The following is a 16,676-nucleotide window of genomic DNA, read 5'->3' as shown; positions in this document are numbered from 1 at the left end:
ATGCCCAAAGGATTGATTCGCGCCACTGGCGCCTTGTTGACCGCCGTTGCCCTGTACAGCTTGCTGGGCTTTCTGATTTTGCCCGGCATTGCCCTTCGCATTGCCAACCAGCAACTGGCCAACTACGCCACGGTGCCGGCACGGATCGAGCGTATCGAGCTCAACCCGTTCAGCCTGGAGCTGACGGTCTGGGGCCTGAAAATCGGCGAGCCGGGCAAAGAACAGATCGGTTTCGAACGCCTCTACGCCAACCTGCAGATCGACAGCCTGTGGACCCGCGCGCTGCACCTGGCCGACGTGCAATTGGACCAGCCGAAGACGGAGCTGCTGTTCGACAAGTCCGGCCAGTTGAACCTGGCGCAACTGTTCAAGATTCCGCCAAGCGAGCCAACCCCGGCCGACCCGAATGCCAAGCCCTTTCCGTTGCGGATCGACGCCATCAAGCTGGCCGGCGGCTATGTGCACTTTGAGGACTTGCGCCCCAGCGAGCCCATCGAGTTCCTCTACGACAAACTCGACTTCGAGCTGAAAAACCTCAGCACCCTGCCCGAAGACAATGCCGACATGACCCTGGTCGCCGCCGGCCCGGAAGGCGGGCAGATCGACTGGAAAGGCAACTTCAGCCTGGTGCCGATCACGTCCGAAGGTACGTTGAAGGTCACCGATGGCAAGATGAAGGCCTGGTGGCCGTATGTACGTGATGCGCTGCCGCTGGTGCTTGAAGACGGCGTGCTGAACTTCAGCACCGACTATAAATTCAGCCTGGCCAAAGAGACCGAGCTGAACCTGACCAACACCGCCGCCAGCATCGCACCGTTTGCCATCAAGGCCCCGGATGGCCGGCCACTGGTGCGCCTGGAGCGCCTGGACGTCAGCGAAACCACGGTGGACCTGGCCAAGCAACAGGTGGTGGTGGGCAAGATTCGCAGCAACAAACTGGAAACCTGGGCTGCCCGCGAAGCCGACGGCCAACTGGACTGGCAGAAACTGTTCGCCAGCCAGCCGAGCAAGCCGACCGCGAAGCCTGAACCGGCCACCGCACCGGCCACTGCCGATTCGCCAAAAACAGAACCGGCAGCGCCGAGCAAACCGTGGCAAGTGCTGCTCAAGGACGTGCAACTGCGTAACTATCAGGTGCATCTGGCCGACCGCCAGGTCAAACCTGCCGTCGCGTTGGAGCTGGGTCCGCTGAACGTCGACGTGCAGAACTTCGACAGCCTCAACCAAAGCCCGTTTACCCTGAAGGTCGATACCGGCCTGGGCAAGCAGGGCAAGATCCTCGCGACGGGCGAGGTCAACCTCAACCCGATCAGTGCCAAGCTCAAGGTCAATACCCAGGACATCGACCTGCGGGTTGCCCAAGCCTATATAAGCCCATTTATTCGCCTGGAACTGCGCAGCGGCATGCTCGGCAGCAACCTGGATGTGAACCTCAAAAGCGCCGATCCTCTCAAGCTGCAAATCACCGGACGCGCGCAGGTCGACCAGTTGCATACCCTCGACACCCTCAAGACCCGCGACTTCCTCAAATGGCAGCGCCTGGTCGTCGAAGGCGTCAACTACCAGCACGGCGAGAGCCTGTCGATCGACAAGGTCAACCTGCTGCAACCCTACGCGCGTTTCATGATCAACGACGACCGCACCACCAACGTCGATGACTTGCTGATTCCACAGGCACCCGATAAAAGCCCGAAACCGGCCAGCAAAGACAAGCCGCTGGGCATTCGTATCGGGCAGATTGCGATCAACGACGGTTCGGCCAACTTTGCCGACTTCAGCCTGACCCCCAACTTTGCCACCGCCATTCAACAGCTCAACGGGCAGATCGGCACGATCGACAGCCGCCAGGCCAAGCCCGCCAGCGTCGATATCAAGGGCAAGGTGGATCGTTACGCGCCGGTGACCATCAAGGGCAGCGTGAACCCGTTTGACCCGATGGCGGCGCTGGATATTGCCACCAGCTTCAAACGGGTCGAGTTGACGACCCTGACCCCCTACTCCGGCAAGTTCGCCGGTTTCCGTATCCGCAAGGGCCGGCTCAATCTTGACCTGCACTACGTGATCACCAAAGGCCAACTGAAAGCCGAAAACAAGGTGGTGGTCGAGCAACTGCAACTGGGTGAGAAAGTCGACAGCGCCGACGCCGTGGACCTGCCGATTCGCTTGGCTATCGCTTTGCTCAAGGACTCCGACGGCAAGATCTCCATCGAGCTGCCGGTGACGGGCGACCTCAACAACCCACAGTTCAGCGTGATGCCGATCGTGTGGCAGACCCTGCGCAACCTGGTGGTGCGTGCGGCAACGGCACCGTTCAAGTTTATCGGAGGGTTGGTTACCGGCGGTGGCGCGGAGGACTTGGGCAATGTGTCCTTCGCCGCAGGTTCCAGCGAACTGAACAAGGACGCCGAAGGCGCCTTGAACACCCTGGCCAAGGCCCTGAAAGAACGTCCGGCCCTGCGCCTGGAGATCGAAGGCACGGCCGCTGCCAGCAGCGACGGACCGTTCCTGGCCGCAGAGCGTCTGGAGCGTGAATACCAATACAACTACTACAAAATCCTCCAGCGACGTGGCGACAAGGTTCCCGCCCAGGCCTCGCTGCTGGTTGTACCGGAGAAGGAAAAGGCGCCATTGCTGGAAGGCATCTACCGTACCCGCCTGAAACAACAGCCTCCGGCGGAATGGAAAGACCTGAGCGACAGCGACCGCACCGCGAAGCTGCGTGACGGCGTGATCAAGTTCTGGAGCGCCAGCGACGTACTGCTGCGTCAACTCGGCCAGGACCGTGCAAGCACGATCAAGGACTACCTGGTGGACAAGGGCCAGCTGGAAGATGACCGGGTTTACTTCATTGATGCCAACCTGGGTCAGGCGGAGAAAGATGGTCGGGTGGTGACACCGATGCATCTGGATGCCGAGTAAGCAGGCGACGACATACATCTAGATGTATGGACTTTTGTGGGAGCGGGCTTGCCCGCGATAGCGGTGGGTCAGCTTGAACAGCTTTGACTGAACCACTGCAATCGCGGGCAAGCCCGCTCCCACATTTGATCTTCATCGACTTATCGTCGGTATTCCAAGCCACAATAGAACAGGCCCCGACAAGTGCCGGGGCCTGTAATGACCACATCCCTGTGGTCGGTCGCATGAACACGTGAGGTGCATTGAGTGGATATCTGGCTCACTCGTTGCCGCCGACGTTTCGTTCAAGACGATAGGTTGGGCATTACTCTGCTTTCAGGCCATCGGCCGATACAGCTTTAACGCCTTTGATTTGCTTGGTGATGTTCACCGCGGTGGTTTTCTGTGCTTCGGTCACTGCGGCGGTCGAAGACAGGGAAACGACACCTTTGTTGGTTTCGACCTTGATGTCAGTACCAGGAATGCCTTTCTCGGTTACCAGGTCAGCTTTCACTTTGGTGGTGATCCAGGTATCAGAAGTAGACTCTTTGGCGCCAGCGGCAGCGCTTTTGGTCTTGTCTACGTTGTCGGCTTTGTAGGCGCCGCCTGCATGCAGGCTGTCAGCAGAGACCGCTTTCACGCCTTTGATTTTCTTGGTGATAGCGACAGCGGTCGCTTTCTGCGATTCGGAGATTTCTACGTCAGACGACAGGGTAACCACACCTTTGTTGGTTTCAACCTTGATGTCCGAACCCGGAATACCTTTTTCGGTCAGCAGATCAGCTTTGACCTTGGTGGTGATCCAAGTGTCCGAGGTGGACTCCTTGGCTTTGGTCACTTCGCCGGCTGCCAGAGTCATAGGCGCTTGGGAAGTTTGAGCAAAGGCTACGTTAGCAGCCATGGCCATGGTCAGAGCGGTAGCAGTAGCGAGAGCGAACTTCTTCATACGAGTAACTCCTGTTTTATTAAAAGTCTGCAGTGTGTGTACCTTGATGCTGCAGCGTTGCTAGAGATATTGCAGGCGCTGTGCCAAGTTTTGCAGACCCATAAAACCCTTTTAAAACAACGAGTTATAAAATTACTTAATTTCCGGAATCGTGCAACTTGCATGAAGGCCATCGTGCCTGCATGCAAGTTGCGGCTTTTGCCACAGCGTGGGCGGTTGATTTTCCTGCACTTTTCGCGCGCCCATAAAAAAAGGACTCCGAAGAGTCCTTTTTTTCAGCGTGAAGCCTGGGGGTGATTAAACGCCCGAAGCCTTGGCTGCTGCTACGTCCTTGATGGACAGTTTGATACGGCCGCGGTTGTCCACGTCCAGTACCAGCACTTCCACTTCCTGGCCTTCTTTCAGAATGTCGGTCACTTTCTCAACACGAGCGTCGCTCAGCATGGAGATGTGCACCAGACCGTCTTTGCCCGGCAGGATGTTGACGAATGCGCCGAAGTCGACGATGCGCTCAACTTTACCGACGTAGATCTTGCCGATCTCGGCTTCAGCGGTAATGCCCAGGACGCGCTGGCGTGCTGCCTCAGCCGCTTCCTTGGTTTCGCCGAAGATCTTGATCGAGCCGTCGTCTTCGATGTCGATCGAAGCCTTGGTCTCTTCACAGATCGCACGGATGGTCGCGCCGCCTTTACCGATAACATCACGGATTTTGTCGGTGTCGATTTTCATCGCGATCATGGTCGGAGCATTTTCCGACAGCTCGGTGCGGGACTGACCAATGATCTGGTTCATCTGGCCGAGGATGTTCAGGCGCGCTTCCAGGGCTTGGCCCAGGGCGATCTCCATGATCTCTTCGGTGATGCCTTTGATCTTGATGTCCATCTGCAGCGCGGTAACACCTTTGGCGGTACCCGCTACTTTGAAGTCCATGTCGCCCAGGTGGTCTTCGTCACCCAGGATGTCGGTCAGGATGGCGAACTTCTCGCCTTCTTTAACCAGGCCCATGGCGATACCGGCAACCGGCGCCTTCATCGGCACACCAGCGTCCATCAGGGCCAGGGAAGCACCGCAAACGGAAGCCATGGAGCTGGAACCGTTGGACTCGGTGATTTCCGACACAACACGGATGGTGTACGGGAACACGTCGGCAGCCGGCAGCATGGCTGCGATCGAACGACGAGCCAGACGGCCGTGACCGATTTCGCGACGACCAGCACCACCCATGCGACCACACTCACCTACCGAGAACGGAGGGAAGTTGTAGTGCAGCATGAAGGGGTCTTTTTTCTCGCCTTCCAGGGTGTCCAGCAGCTGTGCGTCGCGGGCGGTGCCCAGGGTCGCAACTACCAGGGCCTGGGTTTCACCACGGGTGAACAGTGCCGAACCGTGAGTCTTCGGCAGAACACCGACTTCGATGTTCAGCGGGCGTACGGTCTTGGTGTCGCGACCGTCGATACGTGGCTTGCCGTTAACGATGTTTTCGCGAACGGTGCGGTATTCGATTTCGCCGAAAGCCGCTTTGACTTCGCTGGAGGAAGGCTGGCCTTCTTCACCGGACAGCTTGGCAACAACCTGATCCTTCAACTCGCCCAGGCGAGCGTAACGGTCGGCCTTGACGGTGATGGTGTAGGCGTCGGAGATCGCAGTACCGAACTCGGAGCGGATAGCACCCAGCAGTTCGGTCGCTTCGGCCTGTGGTGCCCAGGTCCAGGTTGGCTTGGCAGCTTCGGCAGCCAGCTCGGTGACAGCCTTGATGACAGACTGGAACTCGTCGTGGGCGAACAGTACGGCGCCCAGCATCTGGTCTTCGGTCAGCTCTTTGGCTTCCGATTCAACCATCAATACGGCTTCCGAGGTACCGGCAACGACCATGTCCAGGCTCGATGCTTTCTGTTGCTCGTAAGTCGGGTTCAACAGGTAGCCGGTGCTTTCGTGGAAAGCAACGCGAGCTGCGCCGATCGGGCCATCGAAAGGAATGCCGGAGATCGCCAGGGCAGCCGAGGTACCGATCATCGCAGCGATGTCCGGATCGGTTTTCTTGCTGGTGGAAACGACGGTGCAGACAACCTGCACTTCGTTCATGAAACCTTCTGGGAACAGCGGACGGATCGGACGGTCGATCAGTCGGGAAGTCAGGGTTTCTTTCTCGGAAGGACGGCCTTCGCGCTTGAAGAAACCGCCAGGGATCTTACCGGCAGCGTAAGTCTTTTCCTGGTAGTGAACGGAAAGAGGGAAGAAGCCTTTGCTTGGGTCAGCGGTCTTGGCGCCAACAACGGTCACCAGTACGGTAACGTCGTCGTCAACGGTAACCAGCACTGCGCCGGAGGCTTGACGGGCGATGCGGCCTGTCTCGAGGGTAACGGTCGACTGACCGAACTGGAATTTTTTGATAACCGGGTTCACGGTGTCCTACCTTCTTTGTGGCTCTTGGGGAACTTGTCTTCTTGCGAAATTCTTGGGCAATGCTGGGAATCGGCCCAACCCTCGTCCAGGGTAAAACGTGTATCCAGATAAAACTTGAGGCTGGGAGCCTGCCATGGGCCAGCGGAATCCCACTGACACACGGCAGACAACCAACCTCTAGCGCAATCGCTTATTAGCGACGCAGACCCAGGCGACCGATCAGAGTCTGATAACGACCCAGATCCTTGCCTTTCAGGTAGTCCAGCAGCTTACGGCGCTGGTTTACCATGCGGATCAGACCACGACGGGAGTGGTGGTCTTTACCGTTGGCCTTGAAGTGACCTTGCAGCTTGTTGATGTTGTGGGTCAGCAGTGCAACTTGCACTTCTGGCGAACCAGTGTCACCAACAGCTTGCTGATAGTCAGCAACGATTTGTGCTTTTTCTTGAACGTCGAGAGCCATGAGGCAATCCTTTTATCAGGAAACTGTTTCAAAGAAACAGCTTCAACAGGCCAGGGACAAATCCCTGTATCTAAAAATGAGGAAGTGACCGTGCCTGTTAACAGCCACCCTCGTTCGGTCATTCTGACCGAATCAGTCGACGCGGCGCGATGCGCCCGTCTTCGCTCACTTCACCGATACCGATAAAGCGACCGTTATGATCTTGTACCCGCACCATGCCGAACTTCGGGGCGTCCGGGGCACGTACCGGCTGGCCGTTGAGCCAGTAGAACGCGCTGTGCTCCGAGAAGTGCAGCAATGGCCAATCCAGCAAACCGCTGTCCGATGGCATCAGGAAGCGATCAACTGCTTCATTGCCGCCTTCGGCGTGCACCGCTTCCAACTCTTCCAGCGTGACCGTCTGGGCCAGGGTGAAAGGGCCGGCCTGGGTGCGTCGCAGTTCTGCAACGTACGCGCCGCAACCCAGCTTCTCACCAATATCTTCCACCAGGGTACGGATATAGGTGCCTTTGCTGCAGTCCACGGCCAGGCGCGCAGTGTCACCTTCACAGGCGAGCAATTCCAAGCGCGCAATAGTAACAGAACGCGGTTCGCGCTCCACTACTTCGCCCGCACGTGCCAGCTTGTAAAGAGGCTGCCCATCACGCTTGAGCGCCGAGTACATGGGCGGTATCTGACTGATTTGCCCACGAAAACCGGGTAAAGCGGCTTCGATATCTGCACGACCAACGGTCACGTCGCGAACCTGCAAAACATCACCTTCGGCATCCGCGGTGGTGGTGGTCTTGCCCAGTTGCATCAGGGTTTCGTAACCCTTGTCGGAATCGAGCAGGTATTGCGAGAACTTGGTGGCCTCGCCAAAGCACAACGGCAACACACCGGTGGCCAAGGGATCGAGGCTGCCAGTGTGCCCTGCCTTCTCGGCATTGAGCAGCCAGCGGACCTTCTGCAAGGCGGCATTGGAGGTAAAGCCAATGGGTTTGTCGAGCAGAATGATGCCGCTGACGTTGCGACGGATACGTTTGACCTGAGCCACCACTTACTCCTTGGCGTCTTCAGGTGTGGACGGGTGCTGGCTGTCTTCAGCCACGGCGCGCTCGATCAGTGCCGACAGGTGCGCGCCACGCACGACGCTTTCGTCGTAGTGGAAGTGCAACTGAGGAACGCTGCGCAACTTCATTTCACGGGCCAACTGCATGCGCAGGAAGCCTGCGGCCGAGTTGAGCACCTTGATGCTTTGCGCGATTTCTTCGCTGTTGTCCTGCCCCATCACGGTGATGAAGATCTTGGCGTGACCAACGTCACGGCTCACTTCAACGGCGGTGATGGTCACCAGGCCAACGCGCGGGTCTTTGACTTCACGACGGATCAGTTGGGCCAGCTCACGCTGCATCTGATCGCCGATACGCTGGGTACGGCTGTATTCTTTTGCCATGTCTTGTTACCTGTTACTGCCACACGGTGAAACCCGTGGGGTCTGAAAGCGGCAAACGCCCGGCCTGACAAAAGCCAGACCGGGCGTTGCGTTTAGAGTCCGTACGCTGCACGGGGCATTTGCATGCCCACACGCTGCGTGGCTCCGGAAGTGCGCGAGTTAGAGGCTGCGAGCAACCTGAACCTTCTCGAAGACTTCGATCTTGTCGCCAACCTTGACGTCGTTGTAGCTCTTGACGCCGATACCGCATTCCATGCCGGCACGTACTTCGGAAGCGTCATCCTTGAAGCGGCGCAGGGATTCCAGCTCGCCTTCGAAGATAACGATGTCTTCACGCAGTACACGGATTGGACGGTTACGGTACACGGTGCCTTCGACAACCATGCAACCGGCGATCGCGCCGAATTTCGGCGAGCGGAACACGTCACGTACTTCGGCGATACCCAGGATGTTCTCCCGGACGTCGCTGCCAAGCATGCCGGTAAGGGCTTTCTTGACGTCTTCGATGATGTCGTAGATGACGTTGTAGTAACGCATGTCCAGGCCTTCCTGCTCGACGATCTTGCGAGCGCCAGCATCGGCACGCACGTTGAAGCCGAACAGTACAGCGTTGGAAGCCAGTGCCAGGTTGGCGTCGGATTCGGTGATACCACCGACACCGCCACCGACAACGCGCACTTGCACTTCGTCGTTACCCAGGCCGTTCAAGGCGCCGTTCAACGCTTCGAGGGAACCACGTACGTCAGATTTGAGGACGATGTTAAGCGTCTTCTTCTCTTCCTGGCCCATGTTCTCGAAGATGTTTTCCAGCTTGCCGGCGTGAGCACGGGCCAGCTTGACCTCGCGGAACTTGCCTTGACGGAACAGAGCCACTTCACGGGCTTTCTTCTCGTCGGCCACTACGCTCATCTCGTCGCCAGCGTCCGGGGTACCGTCCAGGCCGAGGATCTCGACCGGGATAGCAGGACCTGCTTCCTTGATTGGCTTGCCGTTCTCGTCGAGCATGGCACGTACACGGCCGTAGTTCGAACCGACCAGGACCATGTCGCCTTGGCGCAGGGTACCGTCTTGAACTAGGACGGTCGCAACCGGGCCACGGCCCTTGTCGAGACGGGACTCAACCACAACACCACGGCCAGGGGCCGATGGGGTAGCGGTCAGTTCCAGGACTTCGGCTTGCAGCAGAACGGCTTCGAGCAGTTCGTCAACGCCGGTACCCATCTTCGCGGAAACCGATACGAATGGCGTCTCGCCGCCCCACTCTTCAGACGTCACGCCGTGAACCGACAGTTCGCTACGGATGCGATCGAGATCAGCGCCCGGCTTGTCGATTTTGTTCACGGCAACGACCAGAGGAACACCGGCAGCCTTGGCGTGCTGGACAGCTTCAATGGTCTGCGGCATTACGCCGTCGTCCGCTGCAACGACCAGGATCACGATGTCGGTCGCCTTGGCACCACGGGCACGCATTGCGGTAAACGCAGCGTGACCAGGGGTGTCGAGGAAGGTGACCATGCCGCGCTCGGTTTCAACGTGGTACGCACCGATGTGCTGGGTGATACCGCCGGCTTCGCCAGCAGCAACCTTGGCACGACGGATGTAGTCGAGCAGGGAAGTCTTACCGTGGTCAACGTGGCCCATTACGGTCACAACCGGAGCACGGGAAACCGCCTCACCTTCAAACTTCAGGGACTCGGCCAGGGAATCTTCCAGGGCGGTGTCGCTGACCAGGGTCACTTTGTGGCCCAGCTCTTCAGCAACCAGTTGGGCAGTTTCCTGATCCAGTACCTGGTTGATGGTGGCCGGAGTACCCAGCTTGAACATGAACTTGATGATTTCAGCTGCCTTGACCGACATCTGCTGGGCGAGATCGCCAACAGTGATGGTCTCGCCGATCTTCACTTCACGCACGACAGGGCCGGTTGGGCTCTGGAAACCGTGGGCGTTGCGTTTTTTCAGCTTGGCCTTGCCGCGACCACCACGACGGAAGCCATCGCTTTCTTCGTCGGTAGTACGTGGGGCAACGCGTGGAGCAGGCGCTTTCTCTTTGACCGAAGCACGATGCGGAGCGTTTTTGCGCTCGCCATCGCCACCGCCGCTACGACGATTGTTATCGTCGGCACGTGGTTTGTCCGGGCGACGAGGTTCGTCACGCTTACGAGCGTCGGCTGCAGGAGCAGGTGCAGCGGCAACCGGAGCGGCCTCACGCACAGCTTCAACAGGCGCAGCGACCGCTTCAGTGGCAGCAGTTTGCGCAGCAGCAGGCTGGCGACGCGCTTCTTCTTCGGCGCGACGCTTGGACTCTTCTTCAGCCTTCTGACGAGCAGCATTTTCTACTGCGCGACGTTCTTCCAGTTCGCGTTTGCGCTCGGCTTCGATTTCTTCCGGGCTGCGTTGTACGAAGACTTTCTTCTTGCGTACTTCAACGCTGATGCTCTTGCTACCAGCAACACGCAGGGTGCTGGTGGTTTTGCGCTGCAATGTAATCTTGCGCGGTTCTTCCACTTTCGCCTTGTGGCTGCTCTTCAAGTGAGTCAGCAAAGACTGCTTCTCACTATCGCTCACACCTTCATCGGCGGCGGTGTGCGGCAGACCTGCCTCACGCATCTGCTGCAACAGGCGCTCTACCGGTGTTTTGACCTCATCGGCCAGTTGTTTCACCGTGACTTGCGTCATGCACTTCTCTCCTCAGGCCGCGCCTAGTTACTCGAACCAATGGGCTCGGGCGGCCATGATCAACTTGCCGGCACGATCATCGTCAATGCCGTCGATGTCGAGCAGATCGTCAATAGACTGCTCGGCCAGGTCTTCGCGGGTAATTACGCCGCGCACCGCCAGTTCCATCGCCAAATCCTTGTCCATACCCTCAAGCGAGAGCAGGTCTTCGGCCGGATGGGCGTCTGCCAGCTTTTCCTCAGTAGCGATGGCTTTAGTCAACAAACGATCCTTGGCCCGAGCGCGAAGCTCGTTGACGGTGTCTTCGTCAAAGCCGTCGATGTTGAGCATTTCTTCCAACGGTACGTAGGCAATCTCTTCCAGACTGGTGAAGCCTTCATCTACCAGCACCTGTGCCAAATCTTCGTCGACTTCCAGCTCGTCGATGAAGTTGCGCAGGATGTCACCGGTTTCAGCTTGCTGCTTAGCCTGGATGTCCGATTCGGTCATCACGTTCAGGGTCCAACCGGTCAGTTGGCTGGCCAGACGCACGTTCTGACCACCACGACCAATGGCCTGAGCCAGATTGTCTGCGCCAACGGCGATGTCCATTGCATGGGCATCTTCGTCAACGATAATTGCCGCCACTTCAGCCGGCGACATGGCGTTGATCACGAACTGCGCCGGGTTGTCGTCCCACAGGACGATATCCACACGCTCACCGCCCAATTCGCCCGACACTGCCTGGACGCGCGAACCGCGCATACCAATGCAAGCGCCCTGCGGGTCGATGCGTTTGTCCTTGGAGCGGACCGCGATCTTGGCGCGCGAACCCGGGTCGCGGGACGCAGCCATGACTTCGATCAGGCCTTCGGCGATTTCCGGCACTTCGATACGGAACAGCTCGATCAGCATTTCCGGCGCGGTACGCGACAGGATCAACTGAGGGCCACGGTTCTCGGTGCGGATTTCCTTGAGCAGCGCACGCAGACGCACGCCAACACGGAAGGTTTCGCGAGAAATGATGTCTTCACGGGCCAGCAACGCTTCGGCGTTGTTACCCAGGTCGACGATCACGTTGTCGCGGGTGACTTTTTTCACGGTGCCGGAGATGATTTCACCCAGGCGCTCGCGATAAGCGTCAACGACTTGCGCGCGCTCGGCTTCGCGGACTTTCTGCACGATGACTTGCTTGGCAGTCTGTGCAGCAATGCGGCCGAACTCGATGGACTCGATCTTTTCTTCGACGACATCACCGACCTGGGCGCCAGGATGCGTTTGCGCAACCTTGCTCGGCCAGGTTTCGATGGCCGGATCATCAAGATCGTCCTCTTCGACCACCGTCCAGCGACGGAAAGTCTCGTAGGCACCGGTGTGGCGGTTGATTTCCACACGCAGATCAACTTCGTCTTCAAAACGTTTTTTGGTAGCAGTGGCCAGGGCCAGCTCCAACGCTTCAAAAATCACGCTTGCCGGTACACCCTTTTCGTTGGATACCGACTCAACAACCAGCAGTACTTCTTTGCTCATCGTACGCCTCGCCTTTCGCAAGCCATTGGATCCGCGGGATCCGCGTCTCAGTCAAAACTGGGAATAATGTTGGCCTTGTCGATCATATCGATCGGCAACAGGAACTCATGGTCGTCTACCTGCACCACGACATCCTGTTCTTCTACACCGCGCAGAAGGCCCTGAAAATTGCGTCGCCCTTCAAAAGGGGAGCGCAGCTTGATCTTCACTTGGTCACCGGCATATTTAGCAAACTGCTCGATAGTGAACAGTGGGCGTTCCATGCCTGGCGAGGAAACTTCGAGGGTGTATTCAACGGCGATTGGATCTTCAACATCCAGGACACCGCTGATCTGACGGCTGACAATGGCGCAATCGTCCACCAGCACACCGCCCTCTTTATCGATATAAACGCGCAACATTGAGTGGCGACCTTGAGCCGAAAACTCAATACCCCAGCATTCATAGCCTAGGGCCACGACCACCGGGGCCAGCAAGGCCTGCAACTCTTCTAGCTTGCTCGACACCTGAACCCCCTCGTGCATGTATGTGCATGCTGTGCAAAATAAAAAAATGGGCGAAACGCCCATCCTTGAAACGCCGTCGAACAGCGGCGTTGAAAGTGTCCAGCTAACAAAAAGCCCCTTAAAAGGGGCTCCGCTAAAACTGGTTGCGGGGGCCGGATTTGAACCGACGACCTTCGGGTTATGAGCCCGACGAGCTACCAGACTGCTCCACCCCGCGACAAAGCTGGGGCGGAAGTATACGACCGATCCCTTGCAGGGTCAATGTAACCTTCCACCTACAAGAAAGCCCGCAACAGCGGGCTCTCCTGATAATTGGTACCGAGAAGGGGACTCGAACCCCTACACCCTATGGGCACAACCACCTCAAGGTTGCGTGTCTACCAATTCCACCACCTCGGCAATACAGCGTTTACAACCCTTCTTACTTCTGCTCTTGAGCTGGAGGTACGTCAGTCGCTGGAGTAGCCGACTTTTGCTCTTGAAGCACCGGGACATCATCAGAAGCCGGTTTTGCTTTTGGTACTTCCAACACCGCTGGGTTTGGCAAACCTACTTGAGTCAGCACATGAGCTTTCTCTTTAGCAAAGTAACCTAACCCTAAGCTGGTTATGAAAAAACCTGCGGCAAGTATAGCAGTAAACTTACTAAGAAAGGTAGAGGAACCTTGGCTTCCGAACACAGTATTTGAAGCACCTGCACCGAAAGACGCACCAGCATCCGCACCTTTACCCTGTTGCAACAAAACCAGGGCAACTACGCCCAGGGCAGCCAACAGATGAAAAACGACTACGACTGTTTCCAGCATTTTTTCAGTTTCCCGCGGCGCGACAGATCGCACCGAACTCATCTGCATTCAGGGAAGCTCCACCAATGAGCCCCCCATCGATATCCGGCATGCCGAACAGTTCGACCGCATTGGCCGCCTTCACGCTGCCGCCGTATAGAAGCCGCACACCTTGTGCGACTTCAGAATTCTCTGCCGCCAACTGCGCGCGGATGGCTGCGTGCACATCCTGCGCCTGTTGCGGTGTAGCAGTCAGCCCGGTACCAATGGCCCAGACCGGCTCGTAAGCAATTACTGCCTTTGCAAACGCACCAACACCCAGCTCCTCGATGATGCTGCCTAGCTGACGCGAGACAACTTCAAGAGTCTTGCCCGATTCACGCTGCTCCAGGGTCTCCCCTATGCACAACACTGGAATCAAGCCACAAGCCTGTGCCGCTGCGAACTTGCGATTGAGTGTCCCATCACGCTCGCCCATCATCTGACGACGCTCGGAGTGTCCGACAAGCACATAGGAACAACCCGCATCAACCAGCTGACTCGGCGAAATCTCACCAGTCAACGCACCTTGCATCGCTTCCACCGCAGAATTCTGCGCGCCGACCTGAATCGACTTGCCTTTCAGGCCATCAACCACTTGGGTGATATGCAAGCAAGGCGGAAATACAGCGATATCAACACCGCTAGGCAAGGCCAAGTGACGAAGGCCATTTACCAGCTCAGCGACACTGGCGCGGGTACCGTGCATCTTCCAGTTACCAGCTACCATAGTGCGACGCATGCTGTACCTCGTCGGTCAAAGTGGGCGCAGATGTTACCCAACCACATCATCACTGGCAAGCCGAATTCAGGCGCAAACTTCACTTACCAGTTTTGCCAGGCTTTCAGCGTGCTCGCGAACCTGTGTTTCATCGTCACCTTCGACCATGACACGCACCAGAGGCTCTGTGCCGGACTTGCGCAACAACACGCGCCCACGCCCCGCCATTGCTAGCGTTACGCGCTCGCACGCCTCTTTGACAGCCGGGTGCTCGATCGGGTTTTCGCCACCCGCGAAGCGCACATTGAGGAGCACCTGCGGACACTTGCGCAGCGCCTGACGCGCCTGGGCAAGACTCTCTTCACGGCGGCGCAACGACAGCAACACCTGCAGCGCAGCAATAATTGCGTCGCCTGTGGTGGTGTGCTGGAAGCAGACCACATGCCCGGAGTTCTCGCCACCGACCTGCCAGTTACGCTCCAGCAACTCGGCGATCACATAACGGTCACCCACATTGGCGCGAACGAAAGGTATCCCGAGATCAGCCAAGGCCAACTCCAGCCCCAGATTACTCATCAGCGTACCGACAACACCACCTTGCAGCTTGTTACGCTCATGCAAGTCACGCGCGATGATGAACAACAGATCATCGCCATCAACCACGGCTCCCGTGTGATCGACCATCAGCACGCGGTCGCCATCGCCATCAAAGGCAATGCCGAGGTCGGCATGCTTGGCCAGAACGGCGGCCTGCAACTGCTCCATATGAGTGGAGCCGCAGTTTTCGTTGATGTTCAAACCATCCGGCTGAGCCGACAACACGGTGACATCCGCGCCCAACTCCTTGAAGACGCTTGGCGCCACCTTGTAGGTCGCACCATGGGCGCAATCGACGACGATTTTCAGCCCGGCAAAATTGGTACTGGTCGGTACGCTGCTCTTGCAGAACTCGATGTAGCGGCCAGAGGCGTCATTGATTCGCGACACCTTGCCCAATTTGCTGGACTCGACCACAGTCATCGGCGCATCCAGCAACTCTTCGATCATCAGCTCGATCTCATCAGGCAACTTGGTGCCCTGACCGGAGAAGAACTTGATGCCGTTGTCATCATGGGGATTGTGCGAAGCACTGATCACGATACCGGCTTCAGCGTGGAAGGTACGCGTCAGGTAGGCGATCGCAGGCGTCGGCATCGGCCCCAGCAACATCACATCAGCACCGGCGGCAGACAAACCTGCCTCCAGCGCCGATTCAAACATATAGCCCGAAATCCGGGTGTCCTTGCCCACCAGGATGCGGCACGCGCCCATGCTGCGGAACGCCATACCTGCCGCCCAACCCAGCTTGAGCATGAAATCAGGGGTAATCGGAAACTCGCCGACCCGACCACGGATACCGTCGGTGCCAAAGTATTTTTTAGTCATAAGTGCTCCATCATTCTTATTCGGCGGATTCTACAGAGGCCAGCATGCGCACCACATCGACCGTCTCGGCGACGTCATGTACGCGCAAGATGCGCGCGCCCTTGGTCACGGCAAGCGCCGCAAGCGCCAGGCCACCATACAACCGCTCACCCACTGGACGATTCAATGCCAGCCCTATCATGCTCTTGCGCGAAACCCCGACCAACAGGGGACGACCAAGGTCATGGAGGGACTCCATGTGTTTAAACAAACTCAGATTATGTTGCAGCGTCTTGGCAAAGCCAAATCCGGGATCAAGGATGATTTTCTCGGCGGCGATCCCCGCACTGGCGCACTGAGCGATCCTTTCAGCCAGGAAACCACTCACCTCGCCAACCAGGTCATCGTAATGCGGGCTGTCCTGCATATTCCCAGGCTCCCCCAGCATATGCATCAGGCACACCGGCAAACCGGTGGCTGCCGCCGCATCCAGGGCACCATCACGCCGCAATGAGCGCACATCGTTGATCAGCCCAGCCCCAAGGCGTGCAGTTTCACGCATCACCGCCGGGGTAGACGTATCAACCGAGATAATCACATCCAGCTCACGGGCGATGCGCTCAACAATCGGCGCAACCCGCTCCAGCTCCTCCAACGGAGAAACCACACGAGCACCGGGACGGGTGGATTCGCCCCCCACATCAATCAACGTAGCCCCAGCCGCCACCATCGCCTCGGCATGGCGCAAGGCAGCATCAAGCTGACTGAAGCGGCCACCGTCGGAAAAGGAGTCGGGGGTTACATTAAGAATGCCCATGACATGCGCATGGGCCAAATCAAGAACCCGATTGCCGCAAGGCAACCGGGTGGAGGACAACACAGAAGTCATTTC

The 16,676-nt window shown here is 57.8% G+C and carries 13 protein-coding genes and 2 tRNA genes; 1 reads left to right on the top strand and 14 read right to left on the bottom strand.

Going from position 1 to position 16,676, the window contains the following annotated elements; all coding sequences use genetic code 11:
• Positions 1-2,919 (top strand): DUF748 domain-containing protein, encoded by a 2,919-nt coding sequence (locus J1G37_RS23215; RefSeq protein ID WP_207045568.1) that lies wholly within the window; start codon positions 1-3, stop codon positions 2,917-2,919.
• 304 nt (positions 2,920-3,223) lie between these two features.
• On the opposite strand, the gene J1G37_RS23210 is transcribed toward J1G37_RS23215, so the two are convergent.
• The 14 genes from J1G37_RS23210 to folP form a co-directional block, all read right to left on the bottom strand.
• Positions 3,224-3,844 (bottom strand): BON domain-containing protein, encoded by a 621-nt coding sequence (locus tag J1G37_RS23210; RefSeq protein ID WP_026136643.1) that lies wholly within the window; start codon positions 3,842-3,844, stop codon positions 3,224-3,226.
• A 297-nt stretch (positions 3,845-4,141) separates the two neighbouring features.
• Positions 4,142-6,247, bottom strand: a complete 2,106-nt coding sequence (gene pnp / locus J1G37_RS23205; protein ID WP_124527754.1) for a polyribonucleotide nucleotidyltransferase — start codon at positions 6,245-6,247, stop codon at positions 4,142-4,144.
• Positions 6,248-6,440: 193 nt separating this feature from the next.
• Positions 6,441-6,710 (bottom strand): 30S ribosomal protein S15, encoded by a 270-nt coding sequence (rpsO, locus tag J1G37_RS23200; RefSeq protein ID WP_003177875.1) that lies wholly within the window; start codon positions 6,708-6,710, stop codon positions 6,441-6,443.
• Positions 6,711-6,828: 118 nt separating this feature from the next.
• Positions 6,829-7,746 (bottom strand): tRNA pseudouridine(55) synthase TruB, encoded by a 918-nt coding sequence (truB, locus tag J1G37_RS23195; protein WP_026136642.1) that lies wholly within the window; start codon positions 7,744-7,746, stop codon positions 6,829-6,831.
• 3 nt (positions 7,747-7,749) lie between these two features.
• On the bottom strand, positions 7,750-8,145 hold the full coding sequence (gene rbfA / locus J1G37_RS23190) for a 30S ribosome-binding factor RbfA (RefSeq protein WP_003176137.1): 396 nt from the start codon (positions 8,143-8,145) through the stop codon (positions 7,750-7,752).
• Positions 8,146-8,304: 159 nt separating this feature from the next.
• The gene (gene infB, locus J1G37_RS23185; protein WP_207045566.1) at positions 8,305-10,821 is read right to left on the bottom strand and encodes a translation initiation factor IF-2; all 2,517 of its coding nucleotides are present in this window, start codon (positions 10,819-10,821) and stop codon (positions 8,305-8,307) included.
• A gap of 27 nt (positions 10,822-10,848) precedes the next feature.
• Entirely contained in the window at positions 10,849-12,330 is a 1,482-nt protein-coding gene (gene nusA / locus J1G37_RS23180) for a transcription termination factor NusA (RefSeq protein ID WP_207045563.1), read from the bottom strand.
• 47 nt (positions 12,331-12,377) lie between these two features.
• Complete coding sequence (gene rimP / locus J1G37_RS23175) at positions 12,378-12,836, bottom strand: ribosome maturation factor RimP (RefSeq protein ID WP_207045561.1); 459 nt, start codon at positions 12,834-12,836, stop codon at positions 12,378-12,380.
• Between the two features lie 140 nt (positions 12,837-12,976).
• Positions 12,977-13,053, bottom strand: a tRNA-Met gene (locus J1G37_RS23170).
• A gap of 96 nt (positions 13,054-13,149) precedes the next feature.
• Positions 13,150-13,235, bottom strand: a tRNA-Leu gene (locus J1G37_RS23165).
• 22 nt (positions 13,236-13,257) lie between these two features.
• The gene (gene secG, locus J1G37_RS23160; RefSeq protein ID WP_010206600.1) at positions 13,258-13,641 is read right to left on the bottom strand and encodes a preprotein translocase subunit SecG; all 384 of its coding nucleotides are present in this window, start codon (positions 13,639-13,641) and stop codon (positions 13,258-13,260) included.
• A 4-nt stretch (positions 13,642-13,645) separates the two neighbouring features.
• Positions 13,646-14,401, bottom strand: a complete 756-nt coding sequence (gene tpiA / locus J1G37_RS23155; protein ID WP_124527756.1) for a triose-phosphate isomerase — start codon at positions 14,399-14,401, stop codon at positions 13,646-13,648.
• Between the two features lie 66 nt (positions 14,402-14,467).
• On the bottom strand, positions 14,468-15,805 hold the full coding sequence (gene glmM / locus J1G37_RS23150) for a phosphoglucosamine mutase (RefSeq protein WP_207045559.1): 1,338 nt from the start codon (positions 15,803-15,805) through the stop codon (positions 14,468-14,470).
• A 16-nt stretch (positions 15,806-15,821) separates the two neighbouring features.
• Positions 15,822-16,673 carry a dihydropteroate synthase gene (folP, locus tag J1G37_RS23145; RefSeq protein ID WP_207045557.1) on the bottom strand — a complete coding sequence of 284 codons (852 nt, stop codon included), beginning with the start codon at positions 16,671-16,673 and terminating at the stop codon, positions 15,822-15,824.
• Between the last annotated feature and the right edge of the window lie 3 nt (positions 16,674-16,676).

The sequence above is a fragment of the Pseudomonas sp. Marseille-Q1929 genome, from assembly GCF_017316265.1.
Lineage (GTDB): Bacteria > Pseudomonadota > Gammaproteobacteria > Pseudomonadales > Pseudomonadaceae > Aquipseudomonas.
Note: the sequence above shows the minus strand (reverse complement) of the source record. Positions and strands in the feature narration are given on the sequence as shown.

Bases quoted from the DNA above. Each gene is read 5' to 3' on its own strand.
- J1G37_RS23215 (WP_207045568.1), top strand. From the start codon at position 1: ATGCCCAAAGGATTGATTCGCGCCACTGGCGCCTTGTTGACCGCCGTT.
- J1G37_RS23210 (WP_026136643.1), bottom strand. From the start codon at position 3,844: ATGAAGAAGTTCGCTCTCGCTACTGCTACCGCTCTGACCATGGCCATG.
- rpsO (WP_003177875.1), bottom strand. From the start codon at position 6,710: ATGGCTCTCGACGTTCAAGAAAAAGCACAAATCGTTGCTGACTATCAG.
- rbfA (WP_003176137.1), bottom strand. From the start codon at position 8,145: ATGGCAAAAGAATACAGCCGTACCCAGCGTATCGGCGATCAGATGCAG.
- infB (WP_207045566.1), bottom strand. From the start codon at position 10,821: ATGACGCAAGTCACGGTGAAACAACTGGCCGATGAGGTCAAAACACCG.
- nusA (WP_207045563.1), bottom strand. From the start codon at position 12,330: ATGAGCAAAGAAGTACTGCTGGTTGTTGAGTCGGTATCCAACGAAAAG.
- secG (WP_010206600.1), bottom strand. From the start codon at position 13,641: ATGCTGGAAACAGTCGTAGTCGTTTTTCATCTGTTGGCTGCCCTGGGC.
- tpiA (WP_124527756.1), bottom strand. From the start codon at position 14,401: ATGCGTCGCACTATGGTAGCTGGTAACTGGAAGATGCACGGTACCCGC.
- glmM (WP_207045559.1), bottom strand. From the start codon at position 15,805: ATGACTAAAAAATACTTTGGCACCGACGGTATCCGTGGTCGGGTCGGC.
- folP (WP_207045557.1), bottom strand. From the start codon at position 16,673: ATGACTTCTGTGTTGTCCTCCACCCGGTTGCCTTGCGGCAATCGGGTT.